This is a genomic window from Planktothrix mougeotii LEGE 06226 (assembly GCF_015207485.1).
GTDB lineage: Bacteria > Cyanobacteriota > Cyanobacteriia > Cyanobacteriales > Microcoleaceae > Planktothrix.
The window spans coordinates 24,188-42,686 of the sequence record NZ_JADEWU010000030.1 but is presented as its reverse complement, the minus strand read 5'-3'; the positions used below and the strand labels follow the sequence as shown (position 1 = coordinate 42,686).

The window sequence follows — 18,499 nt, the reverse complement described above, 5'->3', positions numbered from 1 at the left end:
TATTAACCCTAAAAAATGGATACAAATTCGGTTTGTAGGGGCGCGCGCCTCGCCCTTACGATTATTCGGATTTCCAGCTATTTGTACAACTGATTTAGACTTGCTATAAAATAATATTCTGCTTCCTGCGGTTTCTTCCTTGATTTTACATTCGTTCTACCACCGGAATACCTAAGAGGGATAACCCTAATTTTAAGGTTCGTGCCGTTAAATCACATAACGCTAAACGAGAAGTTCGTTGAGGTTCTTCCGCTTTCACGACAGAACATTGCTCATAAAATTGATTGAATTTCTGGCTTAATTCAAACAAATATTGACATAAACGGTTAGGAAATAAATCGTGAGCCACTTCTTCTAATACATCTTGTAATTGTAATAGATGTTTAGCTAATACACATTCTGCCTCTGCTTCCAAAACTATCTTAATATCCGTTCCTAACTGTTGCCAATCAATATTTCCCTTACGACTAATGCCTTGAATTCTCACATAAGCATAAAGCAAATAAGGGGCTGTATTTCCTTGCAAGGATAACATTTTATCAAAGCTAAAAATATAATCACTGGTGCGATTTTGGCTTAAATCTGCATATTTAACCGCACTCAAACCCACGACTTTCGCAACCTGATCAATAAATGCTTCTGTTTCCGTGCGTTCTTCGGCTTTTAACCGGGTTTCTAAATCAGTTTTAGCATAATTTACTGCCTCATCTAATAACTCTCTTAAACGCACCGTTTCCCCTGAACGGGTTTTTAATTTTTTGCCATCTTCCCCTTTCACAACCCCAAAAGGAACATGAACTAATTCGACGTTTTCCGGTATCCAACCTGCCCGTTTTGCGACTTGCCAAACCTGCATAAAATGGTTGGATTGTCCTGCATCTGTAACATAAATAATACGGGTAGCTTTTTCGGTTTCAATGCGATGTCTTAAGGCGGCTAAATCCGTTGTCGCATAATTATAACCGCCATCGGTTTTTTGTACAATTAAGGGTAAAGGTTCCCCCTCTTTATTGGTAAATCCTTCTAAAAAGACACATTTTGCCCCTTGGTCTTCGACTAATAATCCTATTTTATCTAATTCTTCAATAATAGCAGGTAAAAAAGGGTTATAAAAGGATTCTCCTCTTTCCGTTAATTGAATATCCAAATCATCATAAATTAACTGAAATTCTCGCCGAGATTGTTCACACAATAATTGCCATGCTCGACGGCTATCTTCTGCCCCAGCTTGTAATTTTACCACTTCCTGACGGGCTGTTTCTTTAAAGGTTTCATCTTGATCAAATCTAACTTTAGCTTGACGATAAAACTCGACTAAATTGCCTAAATCTAGGGCATTTGCAGTGGTTAAAGCATCAGGATAAACTTCTTTTAAATAGGTAATTAACATTCCAAATTGAGTGCCCCAGTCCCCAACATGGTTCAGACGTAAAACATCATGTCCTTGAAATTCTAAGATTCTAGCAATACAATCTCCAATAATGGTAGAACGTAAATGTCCGACGTGCATTTCTTTAGCAATATTCGGACTAGAAAAATCAACAATCATGCGTTGAGGGGGGTTAACTTGAGGAATATTTAACCGCTCATCCCCTAACATTTTTTCCAGTTGGGTTTTTAAATAATCCGTTTTTAAGCGTAAATTAATAAAGCCAGGGCCAGCAATTTCGGGATGTTCGCAGATTTCATCTAAACTTAAATGGTTTATAATTTGAGTTGCGATCGCTCTAGGATTACTTTTTAACGGTTTCGTTAAAGACATCGCCACATTACATTGATAATCTCCAAATTTGGGATTTGTGGCTTCAACAACCATCGGGTCAGTTGTGGCGAAATCTTCTCCAAATGCGGCGACTAAGGCTTGACTAAATTTAGATTTGAGTTGTTCGACGGTAGATGTCATGATCTGCACTTCAAGTTTAACGGTTCATTTAAGGATGTTCTTCTCCGTCTATTGTACCTTAAATTGAGTTAATAGTTTCGACAAACTAGAGTGTTAGGCATCCATCAGCCTTAATTGATTGAAATTAAAATTTATGAAAAAGCTATAATATCATCAAGTTCAATTTACAAAGTACAGGTATGCAGCTTGAAATTATTGAGCAACAATTAACGAATACCTGGGTAGTAATATGAAATCCTGAAATTGATATACAGATAATCGTCTAAATCCCCCTGTAGAGACGCGCCATGGCGCGTCTCTACAGGGGACAGATGCGTAGCAAACATTTAAAGATTTCATATAACGACTTGGAAACAATTTCTACAACTAGGAGAGAAAATATCTAATGGGTTACTCAATCAATTTCAATCCTAGTTGAACTTTCCAAAATTTAATCAACAATTTAACTCGATAAATAGAGGTCGATTAAGGTGCATTCCTGGGGATATATTCGTTGTGCTCTGGTTAGATTCAATGAAAATTATCTAATCCCGACTTGTGCTAAAACCTGAAACAGAATAGAATTAATAAAACTCAAAGCTAAAGCCCCAATTACAGCACTCCAAATTCCCCACCGTAAGCTAAATCCTTCCACCAGTTTAGCCGCTAAAGCAAACATCACAACGTTGAGAATAAATGTAACGAAAGATCCGGCAAAAATCAACGTTGCTGGGAGGAAAATTAAAGCTAAAAGAGGACGGACTAAAGCATTAACCAGTCCAAAAACCGCCGAAGAAATTAAGGCTTTTTTGAAATCATCAATTTCAACGCCAGTAAATTGACTCAGTTGAGCAATCAGATATAAACTGACGGCTGTTACTAACCAAAGCAATAATAAACTTACAATCATTTCAGGAACTCCCATAAGGTATAAAGTTTGATTTTACACGCTCAACTCTAAAGGAGCACACTTTGAAAATAAAACGATAAAATCTTTAGTTTTTCTTAATAAAATGGCAGACGACCTTCCCCCCATCTCTGACAGAGAGAAGGTTCAAACATTAAACATTAAATCGGAATAACATCACATCTCCTTCTTGGACAATATATTCTTTCCCTTCACTGCGAACTAATCCTTTTTCCTTCGCCGCCGTCATCGAACCTGTCGCCACTAAATCTTTATAAGCGACGGTTTCCGCCCGAATAAATCCCCGTTCAAAATCAGAGTGAATAACTCCTGCGGCTTGGGGGGCGGACATTCCGGCTTTAATTGTCCAGGCGCGCGTTTCTTTGGGGCCAGTTGTTAAATAAGTGCGTAATCCTAATAATTCATAAGTAGCTCTAATTAAGGATTTTAAACCCCCTTCTTCTACGCCTAAAGACGCTAAAAAGTCCGCCCGTTCTTCTTCGGATAAATCCACTAATTCCGCTTCTACTTGAGCCGAAATAATCACGACTTGAGCATTATCTAATTTAGCAATTTCTCGAACTTTTTCAACTTGTTCATTACCTGTAGCTAAATCATCTTCTGACACATTTGTTGCATAAATTACAGGTTTTTGTGTGACTAACCCTAACCCTTTAACCGCTTCTATTTCTTCTTCCGTTAATGTTGCTTGACGGGCGGGTTTTCCTTCATTTAATAAGACTGCAATTTTTTCTAACGCGGTTACTTCGAGTTGGGCTTCTTTGCTGGTTCTTGCTTGTTTTCGCGCACGGTCAATGCGACGTTCAACTTGAGATAAATCTGATAAGGCTAATTCTAAATTAATAATCTCAATATCACGCAAGGGATCAACAGAACCCGCTACATGAATAATATCATCATTTTCAAAGCAGCGAACGACATGAACAATGGCATCCACTTCTCGAATATGGGATAAAAATTGATTCCCTAACCCTTCTCCTTGACTCGCACCTTTAACTAATCCTGCAATATCAACAAATTCCATTCGAGTCGGAACAACTGCTTGAGAATTGACGATTTTTGCTAACACATTCAACCGTTCATCGGGAACTGCGACAACGCCGACATTCGGTTCAATAGTACAAAAGGGAAAGTTAGCCGCCGTCGCCTTCGCATTAGCAACTAAAGCGTTAAATAATGTCGATTTACCAACGTTGGGAAGTCCAACAATTCCGGCTCTTAGCATGGGTTCGATGGTTAAGTTAAACGTTCAATAGACTATCAATTTATAATTATAAACTGTTTGGGGACAAATTTAACAAATTTATATTTATGTACAATTGCTGCTGTATTAAGATCAATAGAAATACTCTAATTTCCCGGTAGGGGCGAGGTTTCCTCGCCCAGACAATAAATTAGGAATCCCAACAGCTGTACAATAGATTCGATTATATATAATCTGAGAACATGGATAATTCTCTTAAAATAGCAGATTTATTTTCTGGAATTGGGGGATTTAGACTAGCTTTTGAAAAAGTAGGTTATCAATGTGTATATTCTTGCGAAAAAGATCCCGCCTGTCAATCGGTTTATTTTAATAATTTTGGAGAGCAGCCCGAAAACGATATTACTAAAATTGATTATCAGAATATTCCTCAGTTTGATGTTTTAACGGCAGGTTTTCCCTGTCAACCCTTTAGCATTTGTGGAAAACGCCAAGGCTTTCAAGATACCAGAGGAACTTTATTTTTTCATATTTGCGAAATCATAGAAACCTATCATCCCAGGGTTGTTGTCTTGGAGAATGTTAAGCATTTGTTACATCATGATCACGGGAAAACTATTAAGACTATTTTATATTCCTTAGAAGATTTAGGCTATTTTGTAGATTATCAATTATTGAATGCGAAAGACTTCGGACTTCCTCAAAATCGAGAACGATTGATTATTATTGCTTGTAAAGATAAAAAATTTTCTTTTTCAAAACTGCAAAAAGTTTATCCTGTGCCTAAATTAAGGCATTTTTTAGATAAAACGGGAAACTTCGACTATTTAAACCCAGAAGAATATACTTTAATAGAAGGTTACAAACAGCAGTCATCCGGTTTGATTTTTGTCGGATATCGAAATAAAAATATCTGGAAAAAAGGAATTAGACCGAATACTGAACATTTATCGAGGGTACATCACCAACCAAATCGAATTTACTCTATTGATGGAGTCCATCCCACTATTCCATCCCAAGAAACATCGGGACGTTTTTTTATTTATATTCCCGAAGAAAATCGAGTTCGTAAGTTAACTATCCAAGAATGTTATAGAATTATGGGGTTTCCTGATACCTTTAAATTGCATTCCAATTTAGGAGAATGTTATAAACAGATTGGTAATTCCGTTTGTATTCCTCTATTTCAAGAACTTGCAATTCAGATTAAAGCGCAAATTTTTAGTGCTTTTGAAGAACAATCTGTATTAGAAGGGAAAACCGAACAACTATTCAAGAATTATAAAGTGTAAGCAATGCACAAGAACCCATTAAAATTATAATCTTTAAATTATATACCAATCTGCGTTGAGGTTGTAATCTTTGATTGTAGGGGTTGGGTCTCCCAACCCTCTTTATACCCGGTTTAGGAAACTCAAATCCTACAGATTTTATCACAAATTATTTAGAGTTACTATAGCCAGCCTCAATGATTTGTACAATTATAATTTCAGGAGCATTCATCTCAAAAAATGGACACACATCCCCGTGTCAGGGCGAGAAAACCTCGCCCCTACAAATAATAAATACAATTTTGGTAATTTGTACATAAAATTTAGACTTACTCTATGTTAGAACAATCTCAAACCCCCTTATTAACCGCCTTAAAAACTTGTGCAAATCAACCTGATATTCCCTTTTATACCCCAGGACATAAACGAGGACAAGGAACTTCACCGTTATTAATAGAACTGTTAGGAAACCAACTGTTTAAAGCGGATTTACCCGAATTACCCGAACTCGATAATTTATTTAATCCAGAAGGTGTCATAGCAGACGCTCAAAACTTAGCTGCTGAAGCGTTTGGTGCTGAACAAACTTGGTTTTTAGTTAATGGTTCAACGGCGGGAATAATTGCTGCAATTTTAGCAACCTGTGGAACCGGAGATAAAATTTTAGTTCCTCGAAATGTACATCAATCTGTGATTTCTGGGTTAATTTTATCCGGTGCGATCGCAATTTTTATACAACCTGACTATAATATAACATGGGATTTAGCTTATAGCATTACCCCAGAACTTGTGGCTCAAACTCTACAACAACATCCCGATGCAAAAGCAGTCTTAATGGTGTATCCCACCTATCAAGGAATTTGTGGAAATATTATCGAAATTGCTAAAATCACCCACCAATATCATATCCCCTTAATTGTTGATGAAGCTCACGGCCCCCATTTTAATTTTCATCCTGATTTACCTGTATCAGCCTTAAAAGCCGGAGCCGATTTAACCATACAATCAACCCATAAAGTTTTAGGTTCCCTTACCCAATCTTCAATGCTTCATGTTCAGGGAAATCTGATTAACCGAGAGCGATTATCCCAAACTTTACAATTCGTTCAATCGACCAGTCCCAATTATATTTTATTAGCATCATTAGATGCCGCTCGTCAACAAATGGCAACCCAAGGCTATGATTTAATGAATCAAACCCTATCTTTAGCGAAAATAGCCCGAACTGAAATTAATAATATCCCCGGTTTATCTAGTTTTGGAACCCCCAACTTTCAACCCACATCAGGATGCGTTAACTTAGATTTAACTCGTTTAACCGTAAAGGTTTCAGACTTAGGAATTAGTGGTTATGAAGCTGATGAAATTCTCCGTCAACAATTCCATGTCACCGCAGAACTTCCTAGTCTTCATCACCTCACTTTTATTATTAGTTTAGGAAACACAAAAAGCGATATTGAGCAACTGATTAACGCACTCAAAACCCTCTCCATTCAACACCCTCTTACTACCACCCCCCGTCAAAATTTCTTCCCAATGCCCCATAATTTGCCCTCCACACCTTCTTCCTCCTGCCGCGAGGCTTTTTTTGCCCCAACAGAACAACGTCCCCTAGCAGACTGTATCGGGCGCGTCAGTGCAGAAATCATCTGTCCTTACCCACCCGGTATCCCCGTATTAATGCCGGGTGAAATCGTGACCTCCGATGCACTAAAATTTTTGCAACAAGTGATAGCTTTAGGTGGGAAAATAACAGGATGTAGCGATCCAAACCTGCAACAGCTTAAAATTGTTAAGGGTTAAATCAATCAATACAACCTTAAACCGAACCCCAAAATGTCCAAACTTTGGCCCTATGTAACCCCTGGTATTCCTGATGATTTGTTTGAACGGTTGCCCGGTATTCCCTTAAGTAAACGGGAAGTCCGGTTATTATTAGTTTCTCTGATGCGCTTGCAACCGGACTCAATTGTTTGGGATATTGGGGCAGGTACAGGGACAATTCCGGTTGAAACGGGGTTACTCTGTCCCCAAGGTCGAATTATTGCCATTGAACGGGATGAAGATGTGGCGAATTTAATACGACTTAATTGTGAACGGTTTGAAGTGAAAAATGTTGATGTAATTGAAGGAAATGCCCCCGACTGTTTACACAGGATTTCCCATCTGCCTCATCGGGTTTGTTTGGAGGGAGGACGACCCATTAAAGCAATTTTAAATGAAGTTTGGAAATATCTACAACCTCACGGACGAATTGTAGCGACAGCCTCAAATTTAGAAACGCTTTATTCGATTTCTGAAGGGTTTTCTGAGTTGCAAGTTCGCAATGTTGAGGTGGTGCAATCTGCGATGAATCGCTTAGAAAAACGGGGAAATCATCAAACCTTTGAAGCGGTTAACCCAATGTTTATTTTAAGCGGAGAAAAACTAGATTAACGTGAAAAAAAATCAGAGCGTTAAGTCCCCAAACCTCATTATTTACACATTTATAATTCCCAGTTAAGCTGTTCCCTTTCTCAACTCCTGACTCCTGACTCCTAACTCCTAACACTATGCCTTCTTTGTCTCGTATTATCAGTGGAATTATAGCCATTATTCTAGCCTTGGGAATGCTCATTTTTGGAGGATGGTATTTTACCCTGGGTTTTAGCGTGATTGTCTATTTAGGTCAATTAGAATATTTTCAATTAGTCCGGGCTAAAGGAATTGAACCTGCGGGAAAAACGACTTTAGTGGTTAGTCAAGCCTTACTGTTAACCGCAGCATTCTCCCCAAATTTAGTGGATGCGATGTTTGCTTTAGCCGGAACTTTAATCTGTTTTTATCTATTATTTCAACCTAAATTATCCACCATTGCTGATATTAGTTCTTCAATTTTAGGACTATTTTATGGTGGATATTTACCGAGTTATTGGGTGCGGTTAAGAGTGGGATTAGAACCCCATACATTATTAGAAAAAGCCTTTGCAAGTCCGATTCCATTTAATGAAAATTGGTTAGAAAATTTGTCTGTTTATCATTTATCCCAAGGATTAACCGCTACTTTATTAGCTTTTAGTTGTATTTGGGCAGCCGATATTGGGGCTTATATTTTTGGAAAATGTTTTGGACGAACTCGCCTATCAGATATTAGCCCGAAAAAAACCGTTGAAGGCGCAATATTTGGAGTTTTAGGCAGTATTAGCGTTGCCATATTAGGTTCTTGGTCTTTACAATGGCCGGGGTTTCCTTGGGCGGGTTTAATCTTAGGATTATTAATCGGAATTGCGAGTTTATTAGGGGATTTAACCGAATCTTTAATGAAACGAGATGCAGGCGTAAAAGATTCTGGTCAACTGATTCCCGGTCATGGTGGAATTTTAGACCGGGCTGATAGTTATGTCTTTACTGCTCCTTTAGTCTATTACTTTATTACATTATTTTTACCTTTATTATTAACTTAAAAATCTTCTTGGGAAGACACAGGAAACAATGAGTCTAAAATTAACTCAATTCAGAGTCATTGATTTATTCTGTGGATGTGGAGGATTATCCCTGGGATTACAAAACGCTGGCTTTAATATTGTTGCAGGATTTGATAACTGGAAATTGGCTCTTGATATTTATCAAAAAAATTTTAAACATCCCAGTTTTTTAATGGATTTAGGCAACTTACAGGGCGATTTCTCAAATTTTAAAATGTTTAATGCCGATATTATTGTTGGGGGCCCTCCCTGTCAAGACTTTTCCAGCGCCGGAAAACGAGATGAGACTTTAGGGCGAGGAGATTTAACCTTAGTTTTTGCTGAAATTGTAGCTACCATTCAGCCTCAGTTTTTTATCATGGAAAATGTGGCTCGATTTATTAAAACTCAGAAATATAAACAAGCAAAAACTCTTTTAAAATCGGCTAATTATGGGTTAAGTGAAATCATCTTAGATGCAAGTTTATGCGGAGTTCCTCAAATTAGGAAACGCTTTTTTTGGATAGGAGAATTTCAAGGAAAAGATGACCAATTCAAACAAAGTTTAGAAGCCAATTTATCTTCAAAATCCTTAACAATCCGAGACTATTTTAACCAAATTAGTAAACCCTTAGACATTGACCATTATTATCGACATCCCAGAAGTTATCAACGGCGTGGAATTTTTAGCATTGATGAACCTAGTCCTACTATCAGAAGTGTGAATAGACCGATTCCTAAAACCTATCAACCTCACCCCGGAGACTCCGCCTTAATTTCGCCGGAAATTCGTCCTTTAACCACCCTAGAAAGAAGTTATATACAAACGTTTCCAGAAACTTTTATTTTCACCGGAAGTAAAACCCACCTCGAACAAATCATCGCCAATGCTGTCCCCGTGAAATTAGCCGAATATGTCGGTCGATGCTTAATTCACGATAGTATTTCTATTGAATCTATAAAATGTGTCAATTATTAAGGGAGAGAAATAATTTGACCTTGATAGGTCAATGATATATAATATTATCACATTTTAACTAACCAAGAGTAAGAATTACCAGTCCAGTGTATCTATGTTAAAAATACTGAGCCTTCAGAAGCGTCGCTTTTCTCAACTGATTGTAGCACTTGGGATTTCTTTGTTCGCTTTAATATCGACTTGGAGCATTCCCCTAACCTTCGCTCAAGATGCTTTACCGAGCGCCATTAACCCTGTAACCTCTGTCATTCAGGTTGGAAATCTAATTTCAGCACCTGTTATTGTTGACGGTTACGAGTTATTTAGAATTGCAATGGATATTCCGATAGAGGTGGATAAACAAGCAAAAAATCCCTCTATTATCCAAAGAGCCAAGCTAATAGAAAATGAAATTCATGGAATTTTAGATAATCGATTGTACGGAGGAGGATTTGCTCAAGGTTTTAATCCTGATACTCTCATCATAACCGTTAAAACAGATAGCCAAGGAAATGCCCAAATTTTGGCATCTGATCAGGATCAACTCCAAGAAAGAGTCATTTTCACGGTAACTCCTCAAGATGCAGAATATAATGGTTATTCTGTTAAAATTTGGTCTGATAAATTAACAACCATTGTTAAAAAAGCTTTAATGCGAGGTTATGAACAGCGCCAACCCGCTTATTTATATAAAGCAGGTTTATGGTCATTAGGTTTTATTTTAGTCTCATCCTTATTGAGTTTTGCGGTTTATTTGCTCCAGAAACGCTTATCCCAAAAAACACAGAATTTGAATGATAAAAAGCAGGAATTAACTTTAGAGCAAAATCGTCTCAATAATAATCTGACTACTTCTGATAATTCAGATTCAATTTCTGAGATCACAACCCAACTACAACAGTGGCAAAGAAAATATAATACTAATCAATTTCGGAAATTATTTTTAAAACTCATTCAACTTTTAATTTGGGCATTTACTATATGGAAAATTGCTAGATTTTTCCCTCAAACTCGATTTTTAGCCCATTGGATGAGTCGAGATCCTTTGTCTATTTTAATTATTGTAATTCTTGTGGGGATAGCCATCCGAATCAGTACCCTTTTGATTGACTATTTCTTAAATTCCTTCCAAGAGGAACATCAGAACTTTAATGTGAGCCACAGTGCTTCTCAGCGCCGAGAACTCCGGTTTTCTACTTATAGTGTTGTTTTAAAAGGTGTCAGTAAAGCTATCTGGATTGCTGTGGGTTTTATTGTCGCTTTAGACTCCCTTGAAATCCCTGTTGCTCCTGTCGTTGCAGGTTTGGGAATTATTGGTTTAGCCTTATCCTTTGGTTCTCAAAATTTGATTCGAGATGTCTTAAATGGAATTTTCATTCTCTTGGAAGATCACTATGCCGTCGGAGATTATATTACGGTTGGTGAAACATTCGGTTATGTAGAATACATGAACTTACGCATTACTCAAATTCGCGGGAAAGAAGGACGTTTAACCACTCTTCCTAACGGAAGTATTAGTATTGTTCACAATCAAACCAAAGACTGGTCAAGAATAGATTTTAAAATAATAATTCCCTATCAAACCGATATTGAGTTGGCGTTGAATATCATGGAAAAAGTCATTGGAGCAATGGCAAACGAACCCGACTGGACAACCTCGATTCTAACTCCGGTTGTTTATAGTGGGGTTAGTGATTTAACACATGCGGGTGTTGAACTAGAAATGCGAATTAAAACCCGTCCGGGAACCCAATGGACAATTGCTCGTGAATTTCGCCGTCGCTTAAAATTGGCTTTTGAGCAACAAGGAATTGAATTTGGACGACATGAACAAGCTGTATTCTTACCTGAAGTTGCTCAGTGGTTAAATCAACAATCTCTTAACAAGGGGTAAACTGATGAATAAACCGGGTTTCTGAATTAAGAATTCTGATTTGATTCTCTCCCTAACATCAGAAACTCGGTTGATTAGGTAATTATTATTTTATATTAACTCTAGGAAGTCGATGTTTAAAACCACAGAGGATTTCCCAAGAAATGGTTCCCAATGTATTAGCCCAATCGTCAGCCGAAATCGAATAATCTCCATCTCGACCTAATAATGTTACCACTTCCCCCACTTGTAAATCAGGAATATCACTGACATCTAACATGATTTGATCCATTGTAATTGTTCCAATTTGAGTCACCCATTGACCCCGAATTAAGACTTTGATTTTATTAGATAGATTTCGAGGAATCCCATCAGCATAACCGATGCCAACAACAGCAATACGAGTTTGTTTTTTCGCAATAAATTGATAGCCATAACTAACTCCTGTTCCAGCTTCAATAGTTTTAACTTGTGTTACCCGTGCTTTAATTTGCATCGCAGGTTTTAAAGCAACGACCGATTCTAAATGGGGAGCCGGATAAAGACCATAAAGACTTAATCCAATCCGTACCAGATCATAATGTAAATTAGCATCTGCTAAGGTCGCGGCAGAATTAGCAATATGTAATACCGGAAATTTCAAATCAGTGTCAGATTGCCAATGCTCTCGAATTTCATTAACAACATTTTCAAACCGATAATGTTGTTGTCGCATTATAGTTGGGTCAGGGCTATCTGCTGTGGCAAAATGGGAATAAATTCCGGCTAATTCTAAATTGGGTAATCGTTGGACTAATTGGAAAAATTCTAACCCTTGTTGCCAAGGGGTTCCTAACCGCGACATTCCCGTATCAATCTTAATTTGAACCCCTAAAGATTGATTCAATGAACTTAAGGTTTCTGAGAATAATAACGCTTGTTGGGGGGTGCATAATGTAGGTTGTAGTTGCCAATGGGCGATGGCTTGTACTTCTGCGGGGGTATGTATGGCCCCCAACACTAAAATCGGTTTCTTAATTCCGGCTTCTCGTAATTCTATGCCCTCTGGCAGGGTCGCCACGGCTAACCATTCCGCACCTGCCTGACAAACCGTTTTCGCCACCGAAACTGCCCCATGTCCATAGGCATCCGCTTTCACAACGGCCATTAAATGGGTTTGGGGAGATAATAACCGTTTAATTTGGCGAACATTTTCCCCCAGTGCCTCTAAATCTACTTCAACCCACGCCCGTTGACGAATTCCAACTTCTATCTCGGAATTATGCAACGATGAATCGAGGGATTGATTCGTTGTGTTTGCAATCGAAATCGATTTTCCGCTCACCATATTTTAATTCACTCCTCAACCCAGAATTAGAATTGACAATTCCTAATCAATAGAATTGTCCTATCAGTTATTTACAGCTTTCTACTTTATTGTCAACCTTCCGCAATCTGTTGTTATAGCAGGGAACAGGCAACCGGGAATAGGGAACAGAAAGAAAAAGACAGATACTTTTGCCGTTTAACCCCTGAAGACGTTAAGCTGTGTTAATATCGGTCAAATCTTATTGCAGAATCCAGACAATGGGTAATGTGTTAGTTTTGAATGCCTCCTATGAGCCACTCAATATCACGACTTGGCGACGGGCGGTTATTTTGTTGCTCAAAGAAAAAGCCGAACAGGTTGAACATAATGGAAAATTTATTTTTCCCGATTTTCCATTTCCAACCGTGATCAGACTTCGCCATTATGTTCGGGTTCCTTATAAAGATATTCCACTAACCCGAAGAAATATATTGCACCGGGATAGTCATTCCTGTCAATACTGTGGATATACCGGAGATGATTTAACCCTAGATCATGTGATTCCGCGTTCTCGTGGAGGAGGAGATTCTTGGGAAAATCTGGTGTCTGCTTGTGTTCAGTGTAATGTCAGGAAGGGCAGTCGCACCCCAAAAGAGGCTGGGATGACCTTGCGGATACCGCCGCGAAAACCCTACAGCAGCCTTTATTTTGAAGTGACGAAGCACGTCAAAAGTGGCATGAACAAAGAGTGGCAAAAATATATAATTGGTCTTTAAGCCCCTGTCTATATCAAGTACAGGGGTTTTTTGTTAGTCGGGTTTCGGGTGTTACTGGGTTTTTAATCTTTTAAGAATTACGAATTAAGAATTAAAAATTAAGAATTAAAAATTGTAATTCGTAATTTATAATTTGGAATTCGTAATTAAATGTTCATTCTTAATTGAAAAAATTTTTATGACGGATTTATATTTAATTCGGCACGGAATTGCAGCAGAACACGGAACTTATCAAAATGATGACGAACGCCCATTAACCCAAGAAGGCGATCGCAAAACTCGAAAAGTTGCCAGTCGCCTTAAAGAGTTAGAATTAGAATTGGGTATAATCTTGACCAGTCCCCTGATTCGCGCTCGCCAAACCGCAGAAATTCTCAAAGCCGCAGGATTATCACAACAGTTAGAAGAATGTGCCGCCTTAGCCCCTAATGGTAATATTCATGACTGGATCACGGAGTACAAGACTTGGATTTCAACAGCAAGTAAACCTTTAGCATTAGTCGGACATCAACCCGATTTAGGGAATTGGGCAGAATTATTGATTTGGGGACAGGCCAAAGAAGCCCTAATCCTTAAAAAAGCGGGCATTATTGGCATTACCCTCCCCCTGAAGGGTTCTCCTCTGGCGAACAGTCAACTTTTTTGGTTAACTCCCCCTAAATTTTTGCTGGGTTAAGCCGTTCACCCCTTTTCCCAAGCTACTAGAAAGTTAATAAAATCCTGTCAAAACGAGAACACTATCAATTGCTCTGATAATGTAGCTTGAGAAAGATCCACATACCTACATAAACTTTTATGACTGCTGTTAGTGAATTCAAACCCGGTCTTGAAGGCGTTCCAGCCACCTTGTCTAGCATTAGCTACGTTGATGGACAAAAAGGCATTCTGGAGTACCGAGGAATTAGTATTCAACAACTGGCGAACTATAGTACCTTTCTGGAAACGTCTTATTTGTTGATTTGGGGAAAACTTCCCACCAAAGATGAATTAGAAGCATTTGAGCATGAAATTCGCTATCATCGACGGATTAAATATCGGATTCGGGACATGATGAAATGTTTCCCGGAAACCGGTCATCCTATGGATGCCTTACAAACCTCAGCAGCAGCTTTAGGATTATTCTATTCTCGTCGGGCTTTAGATAATCCTCAATATATTCGGGAAGCGGTGGTGCGGTTACTCGCCAAAATTCCCACGATGGTGGCTGCATTTCAATTAATGCGGAAAGGAAATGATCCGGTACAACCCCGTGATGATTTAGATTATTCCGCTAATTTTCTGTATATGTTGAGTGAACGGGAACCTGACCCGTTAGCAGCATGGGTTTTTGATGTGTGTCTGACTCTTCATGCTGAACATACCATTAACGCTTCCACATTTTCCGCCATGGTGACCGCTTCTACCTTAACCGATCCCTATGCGGTGATTGCTTCCGCCGTCGGAACCTTAGCGGGGCCATTACATGGAGGGGCAAATGAGGAAGTTTTAGTCATGTTAGAAGAAATTGGTGCTGTAGAAAATGTCGGCCCCTATGTAGACAATCTGATCGCTAAAAAATCTAAGATTATGGGATTCGGACATCGGGTTTATAAAGTTAAAGATCCCCGTGCTACGATTTTGCAACAACTGGCCGAAAAACTGTTTGAGAAGTTCGGCCATGACCAATATTATGAAATTGCGCTGGAATTAGAAAAAGTCGTTGCTGATCGCTTAGGCGGAAAAGGAATTTATCCTAACGTTGATTTCTATTCGGGTCTGGTTTATCGCAAGTTAGGCATTCCGGCTGATTTATTTACTCCAATTTTTGCGATCGCTCGTGTTTCGGGTTGGTTAGCCCACTGGAAAGAACAACTCACCAAAAACCGCATCTTCCGCCCGACTCAAATTTATACGGGTTCTCACAATGAAACCTACGTTCCTATCCATGAACGTAACTGTGCCATTAACCTAGAAGAATCAACGTTGTAATCGTTGACGGTTGACGGTTGACAACTCGCCGTTAACCGCTTCACCCATCAGTAAGTTTCGAGAGTCAGCCTAAGTTTTGAGGACGGTCAAACGCTATACTGATTTACGGTAAAGTCTTAAAAAATCTTTACGAGAATCGGGGCTTTGTGAAGTCGTAGAGACAGCCTAGGGCCAGTCTCGCCTCAACCCAGAGCGGTTTAAAGTCACTGAACTTTGTCTCTAACTGTTGCGATCGCAACAAAATTTAGGGAATTCAAAGTTAAAACTTCATCTCAGCTAGGGGATCAGCAAAGTCTTCACAACAGGACGGACAATCTCCTATTTTTACTGAATGGAATTTTGCCGTTTTTAAATTAATCAAGCATCCATTGTTGCGGATCAAATTTTCGATGAACCCAGGAATTGACTTACAAGAAAGTTTTGTAGAAGCCCTAACAGGTCTGGGCTTACCGTCAGAGATTGCTAAATTGTTTTGGCTTCCTCTGCCGATGGGACTGATGCTTGTAGCTGCAACCGTTGGCGTTTTAGGAACGGTCTGGTTAGAACGGAAAATTTCTGCCGCAGCCCAACAACGCATTGGCCCGGAATATATAGGCCCGATGGGAACCTTAGCCCCTTTAGCAGATGGCTTGAAATTGCTGTTTAAAGAAGATACGGTTCCAACTAATGCTGACCCTTGGTTATTTACCTTGGGGCCAATTATTGTGGCAATTCCCGTGTTTGTGTCCTATTTAATTGTCCCTTTTGGACAAAACATGGTGATCACGGATTTAGGAACTGCAATTTTTCTCTGGATTGCTCTTTCGAGTATTCAACCCATTGGGTTGTTAATGTCGGGTTATGCCTCCAATAATAAATATTCTTTATTAGGAGGGTTACGCGCAGCAGCCCAATCCATTAGCTATGAAATTCCTCTGGCTTTAGCGGTTCTGGCTGTGGTGATGATGTCCAATAGTATGAGTACCTTGGATATTGTTAATCAACAGTCGGGCTATGGAATTTTAGGTTGGAATATTTGGCGTCAACCCGTTGGATTCCTGATCTTCTGGATTGCAGCTTTAGCGGAATGTGAACGTTTACCTTTCGATTTACCTGAAGCTGAAGAAGAACTGGTGGCGGGTTACCAGACTGAATATTCAGGGATGAAATTTGCTCTGTATTATTTAGCCTCCTACATCAATTTGGTACTCTCATCCCTGATGGTGGCGGTTTTATACCTGGGGGGTTGGGATTTTCCGATTCCAGTAGATTGGGTGGCTCATACGTTAGGGTTAAGTGAAACCACACCTTGGTTACAAGTGATTTTGGCGATGCTGGGCATCACCATGACGGTTTTAAAAGCTTATCTTTTGGTCTTTACGGCAATTTTACTGCGCTGGACAGTGCCTCGCGTTCGCATTGACCAACTGTTAAATCTAGGCTGGAAATTCTTATTACCCGTTGGTTTAGTCAATTTGCTGTTAACCGCAGCCCTAAAATTGGCGTTCCCCGTTGCTTTTGGTGGATAAAGCCATTGATCCATAAACCACGATTACTTGCCTTCATCTGTTCGAGGGAGACATCATGCTGAAGTTTCTTAACCAAGTCACTGATTACGCTAAAGAAACCTTTCAAGCTGCCAAATATATTGGTCAGGGGCTTTCTGTTACATTTGATCATATGCGTCGTCGTCCGATTACAGTTCAGTACCCCTACGAAAAATTAATTCCTTCTGAACGGTTTCGGGGACGGATTCATTTTGAATTTGACAAATGTATTGCTTGCGAAGTTTGTGTTCGGGTCTGTCCGATCAATTTGCCTGTGGTGGATTGGAGCTATAACAAGGAAAGCAAGAAAAAGCAGCTTAAACACTACAGTATTGATTTTGGCGTCTGTATTTTCTGTGGAAATTGTGTGGAATACTGTCCCACAAACTGCCTCTCCATGACGGAGGAGTATGAATTAGCAGCCTATGACCGTCATGAGTTGAACTATGATAACGTGGCTCTCGGACGTCTACCCTATAAGGTCACTAATGATCCTATGGTCACGCCGTTACGCGAATTTGCTTATTTACCGGCTGGGGAATTTGAGTCCCATGATCTGCCGGAAACGGCTCGTCGTGCTGGCTTGCGTCCAGAGTCCATTATTGAACAACTGGAAAAAAAAGAATAAGGGTTAACCGTTGACGGGAAACCGTTGACGGTTAATTACTGCTGAATTGCTCTAAATACTTTAATTAAGGGATGATGAAATTGTGAATCTAGCAGAAGGGGTTCAATTTGTTGCTTTTGGCTTATTATCCGTGATGATTATTGGCACAGCTTTAGGTGTGGTATTGCTGACTAATATCGTCTATTCTGCGTTTTTATTGGGTGGTGTATTTATTAGCATTGCTGGGTTATATCTTCTCCTGAATGCTGATTTTGTCGCCGCCGCACAAGTTTTAATTTATGTCGGTTCGGTGAATGTTCTCATCCTATTTGGGATTATGTTAGTCAACAAGAGGGAAACTTTTAAAGAACTTCCTCTCAGTTGGCTTCGCAAAGGCTCGACAGCCGTTGTTTGTGTGGGATTATTTGCCCTGTTAGGCACAATGGTCTTGTCTACGTCTTGGTCAATTACCCCAGTGGTTGCACCTGTTGAAAGTTCAATTGCTTTAATTGGACAACACTTTTTTACCGATTTCCTATTACCCTTTGAATTAGCTTCGGTGTTTCTGTTAATGGCAATGGTCGGAGCAATTATTCTCGCTCGTCGAGATTATATTCCTGATGTTTCATCTACCCAGAAAACTGAGACTCCGGTTTTAACTTTACAAGAACGTCCTCGTGAGTTTGTATCGATAGGAAGCGATCGCCCTCAAGATCGTTAGGGATTTCAAGGGTAAAAAGAGGGAAAGGGACTGCTATTTTTAATCTGTTCAATT

General features: G+C 39.2%; 16 protein-coding genes. 12 read left to right on the top strand and 4 right to left on the bottom strand.

All coding sequences use genetic code 11. The features are described 5' to 3' along the window. Positions 1-145 precede the first annotated feature (145 nt). From argS to ychF, 3 genes are all read right to left on the bottom strand, one after another. A complete protein-coding gene (gene argS / locus IQ236_RS14160) occupies positions 146-1,903 on the bottom strand; it encodes an arginine--tRNA ligase (protein ID WP_193869851.1) in 1,758 nt (585 codons plus the stop codon). 520 nt (positions 1,904-2,423) lie between these two features. Continuing rightward, the gene (locus tag IQ236_RS14155; protein WP_193869850.1) at positions 2,424-2,792 is read right to left on the bottom strand and encodes a phage holin family protein; all 369 of its coding nucleotides are present in this window, start codon (positions 2,790-2,792) and stop codon (positions 2,424-2,426) included. Between the two features lie 151 nt (positions 2,793-2,943). Then, positions 2,944-4,035: a redox-regulated ATPase YchF gene (gene ychF / locus IQ236_RS14150; protein ID WP_193869849.1), complete on the bottom strand. Its 1,092-nt coding sequence runs from the start codon at positions 4,033-4,035 to the stop codon at positions 2,944-2,946. Between the two features lie 221 nt (positions 4,036-4,256). On the opposite strand from ychF, the gene IQ236_RS14145 reads away from it, so the two are divergent. The 6 genes from IQ236_RS14145 to IQ236_RS14120 all read left to right on the top strand — a co-directional run bounded on the left by IQ236_RS14145 (position 4,257) and on the right by IQ236_RS14120 (position 11,580). Next, positions 4,257-5,306 carry a DNA cytosine methyltransferase gene (locus IQ236_RS14145; RefSeq protein WP_193869848.1) on the top strand — a complete coding sequence of 350 codons (1,050 nt, stop codon included), beginning with the start codon at positions 4,257-4,259 and terminating at the stop codon, positions 5,304-5,306. A 315-nt stretch (positions 5,307-5,621) separates the two neighbouring features. Next, positions 5,622-7,088 carry an aminotransferase class I/II-fold pyridoxal phosphate-dependent enzyme gene (locus tag IQ236_RS14140; RefSeq protein WP_193869847.1) on the top strand — a complete coding sequence of 489 codons (1,467 nt, stop codon included), beginning with the start codon at positions 5,622-5,624 and terminating at the stop codon, positions 7,086-7,088. A gap of 33 nt (positions 7,089-7,121) precedes the next feature. Continuing rightward, positions 7,122-7,721, top strand: a complete 600-nt coding sequence (cbiT, locus tag IQ236_RS14135; protein ID WP_193869846.1) for a precorrin-6Y C5,15-methyltransferase subunit CbiT — start codon at positions 7,122-7,124, stop codon at positions 7,719-7,721. Between the two features lie 116 nt (positions 7,722-7,837). Continuing rightward, positions 7,838-8,728 (top strand): phosphatidate cytidylyltransferase, encoded by an 891-nt coding sequence (locus IQ236_RS14130; protein ID WP_193869845.1) that lies wholly within the window; start codon positions 7,838-7,840, stop codon positions 8,726-8,728. 28 nt (positions 8,729-8,756) lie between these two features. Further along, entirely contained in the window at positions 8,757-9,707 is a 951-nt protein-coding gene (locus tag IQ236_RS14125; protein WP_193869844.1) for a DNA cytosine methyltransferase, read from the top strand. A 94-nt stretch (positions 9,708-9,801) separates the two neighbouring features. Continuing rightward, positions 9,802-11,580: a mechanosensitive ion channel family protein gene (locus IQ236_RS14120; RefSeq protein ID WP_193869843.1), complete on the top strand. Its 1,779-nt coding sequence runs from the start codon at positions 9,802-9,804 to the stop codon at positions 11,578-11,580. 85 nt (positions 11,581-11,665) lie between these two features. Here IQ236_RS14120 and alr read toward each other — a convergent pair whose 3' ends face one another. Continuing rightward, positions 11,666-12,886 carry an alanine racemase gene (alr, locus tag IQ236_RS14115; RefSeq protein WP_193869842.1) on the bottom strand — a complete coding sequence of 407 codons (1,221 nt, stop codon included), beginning with the start codon at positions 12,884-12,886 and terminating at the stop codon, positions 11,666-11,668. A gap of 239 nt (positions 12,887-13,125) precedes the next feature. Here alr and IQ236_RS14110 point away from each other — a divergent pair, with 239 nt between their 5' ends. The 6 genes from IQ236_RS14110 to IQ236_RS14085 all read left to right on the top strand — a co-directional run bounded on the left by IQ236_RS14110 (position 13,126) and on the right by IQ236_RS14085 (position 18,445). Beyond that, positions 13,126-13,623: an HNH endonuclease gene (locus IQ236_RS14110; RefSeq protein ID WP_072718232.1), complete on the top strand. Its 498-nt coding sequence runs from the start codon at positions 13,126-13,128 to the stop codon at positions 13,621-13,623. 178 nt (positions 13,624-13,801) lie between these two features. After that, positions 13,802-14,299 carry a phosphohistidine phosphatase SixA gene (gene sixA / locus IQ236_RS14105; RefSeq protein ID WP_193869841.1) on the top strand — a complete coding sequence of 166 codons (498 nt, stop codon included), beginning with the start codon at positions 13,802-13,804 and terminating at the stop codon, positions 14,297-14,299. A gap of 119 nt (positions 14,300-14,418) precedes the next feature. Beyond that, complete coding sequence (locus IQ236_RS14100) at positions 14,419-15,591, top strand: citrate synthase (protein ID WP_193869840.1); 1,173 nt, start codon at positions 14,419-14,421, stop codon at positions 15,589-15,591. A gap of 389 nt (positions 15,592-15,980) precedes the next feature. Next, on the top strand, positions 15,981-17,099 hold the full coding sequence (gene nuoH / locus IQ236_RS14095; protein WP_193869839.1) for an NADH-quinone oxidoreductase subunit NuoH: 1,119 nt from the start codon (positions 15,981-15,983) through the stop codon (positions 17,097-17,099). 58 nt (positions 17,100-17,157) lie between these two features. Continuing rightward, the gene (gene ndhI, locus IQ236_RS14090; RefSeq protein ID WP_193869868.1) at positions 17,158-17,745 is read left to right on the top strand and encodes an NAD(P)H-quinone oxidoreductase subunit I; all 588 of its coding nucleotides are present in this window, start codon (positions 17,158-17,160) and stop codon (positions 17,743-17,745) included. A gap of 82 nt (positions 17,746-17,827) precedes the next feature. After that, on the top strand, positions 17,828-18,445 hold the full coding sequence (locus IQ236_RS14085; RefSeq protein WP_193869838.1) for an NADH-quinone oxidoreductase subunit J: 618 nt from the start codon (positions 17,828-17,830) through the stop codon (positions 18,443-18,445). Positions 18,446-18,499 lie beyond the last annotated feature (54 nt).

Excerpts from the sequence above, each read along its gene's own strand:
- IQ236_RS14100 (WP_193869840.1), top strand. The coding sequence starts at position 14,419 with ATGACTGCTGTTAGTGAATTCAAACCCGGTCTTGAAGGCGTTCCAGCC.
- IQ236_RS14145 (WP_193869848.1), top strand. The coding sequence starts at position 4,257 with ATGGATAATTCTCTTAAAATAGCAGATTTATTTTCTGGAATTGGGGGA.
- alr (WP_193869842.1), bottom strand. The coding sequence starts at position 12,886 with ATGGTGAGCGGAAAATCGATTTCGATTGCAAACACAACGAATCAATCC.
- IQ236_RS14140 (WP_193869847.1), top strand. The coding sequence starts at position 5,622 with ATGTTAGAACAATCTCAAACCCCCTTATTAACCGCCTTAAAAACTTGT.
- cbiT (WP_193869846.1), top strand. The coding sequence starts at position 7,122 with ATGTCCAAACTTTGGCCCTATGTAACCCCTGGTATTCCTGATGATTTG.
- nuoH (WP_193869839.1), top strand. The coding sequence starts at position 15,981 with ATGAACCCAGGAATTGACTTACAAGAAAGTTTTGTAGAAGCCCTAACA.
- IQ236_RS14125 (WP_193869844.1), top strand. The coding sequence starts at position 8,757 with ATGAGTCTAAAATTAACTCAATTCAGAGTCATTGATTTATTCTGTGGA.
- IQ236_RS14120 (WP_193869843.1), top strand. The coding sequence starts at position 9,802 with ATGTTAAAAATACTGAGCCTTCAGAAGCGTCGCTTTTCTCAACTGATT.
- argS (WP_193869851.1), bottom strand. The coding sequence starts at position 1,903 with ATGACATCTACCGTCGAACAACTCAAATCTAAATTTAGTCAAGCCTTA.
- ychF (WP_193869849.1), bottom strand. The coding sequence starts at position 4,035 with ATGCTAAGAGCCGGAATTGTTGGACTTCCCAACGTTGGTAAATCGACA.
- sixA (WP_193869841.1), top strand. The coding sequence starts at position 13,802 with ATGACGGATTTATATTTAATTCGGCACGGAATTGCAGCAGAACACGGA.
- IQ236_RS14155 (WP_193869850.1), bottom strand. The coding sequence starts at position 2,792 with ATGATTGTAAGTTTATTATTGCTTTGGTTAGTAACAGCCGTCAGTTTA.
- IQ236_RS14110 (WP_072718232.1), top strand. The coding sequence starts at position 13,126 with ATGGGTAATGTGTTAGTTTTGAATGCCTCCTATGAGCCACTCAATATC.
- IQ236_RS14130 (WP_193869845.1), top strand. The coding sequence starts at position 7,838 with ATGCCTTCTTTGTCTCGTATTATCAGTGGAATTATAGCCATTATTCTA.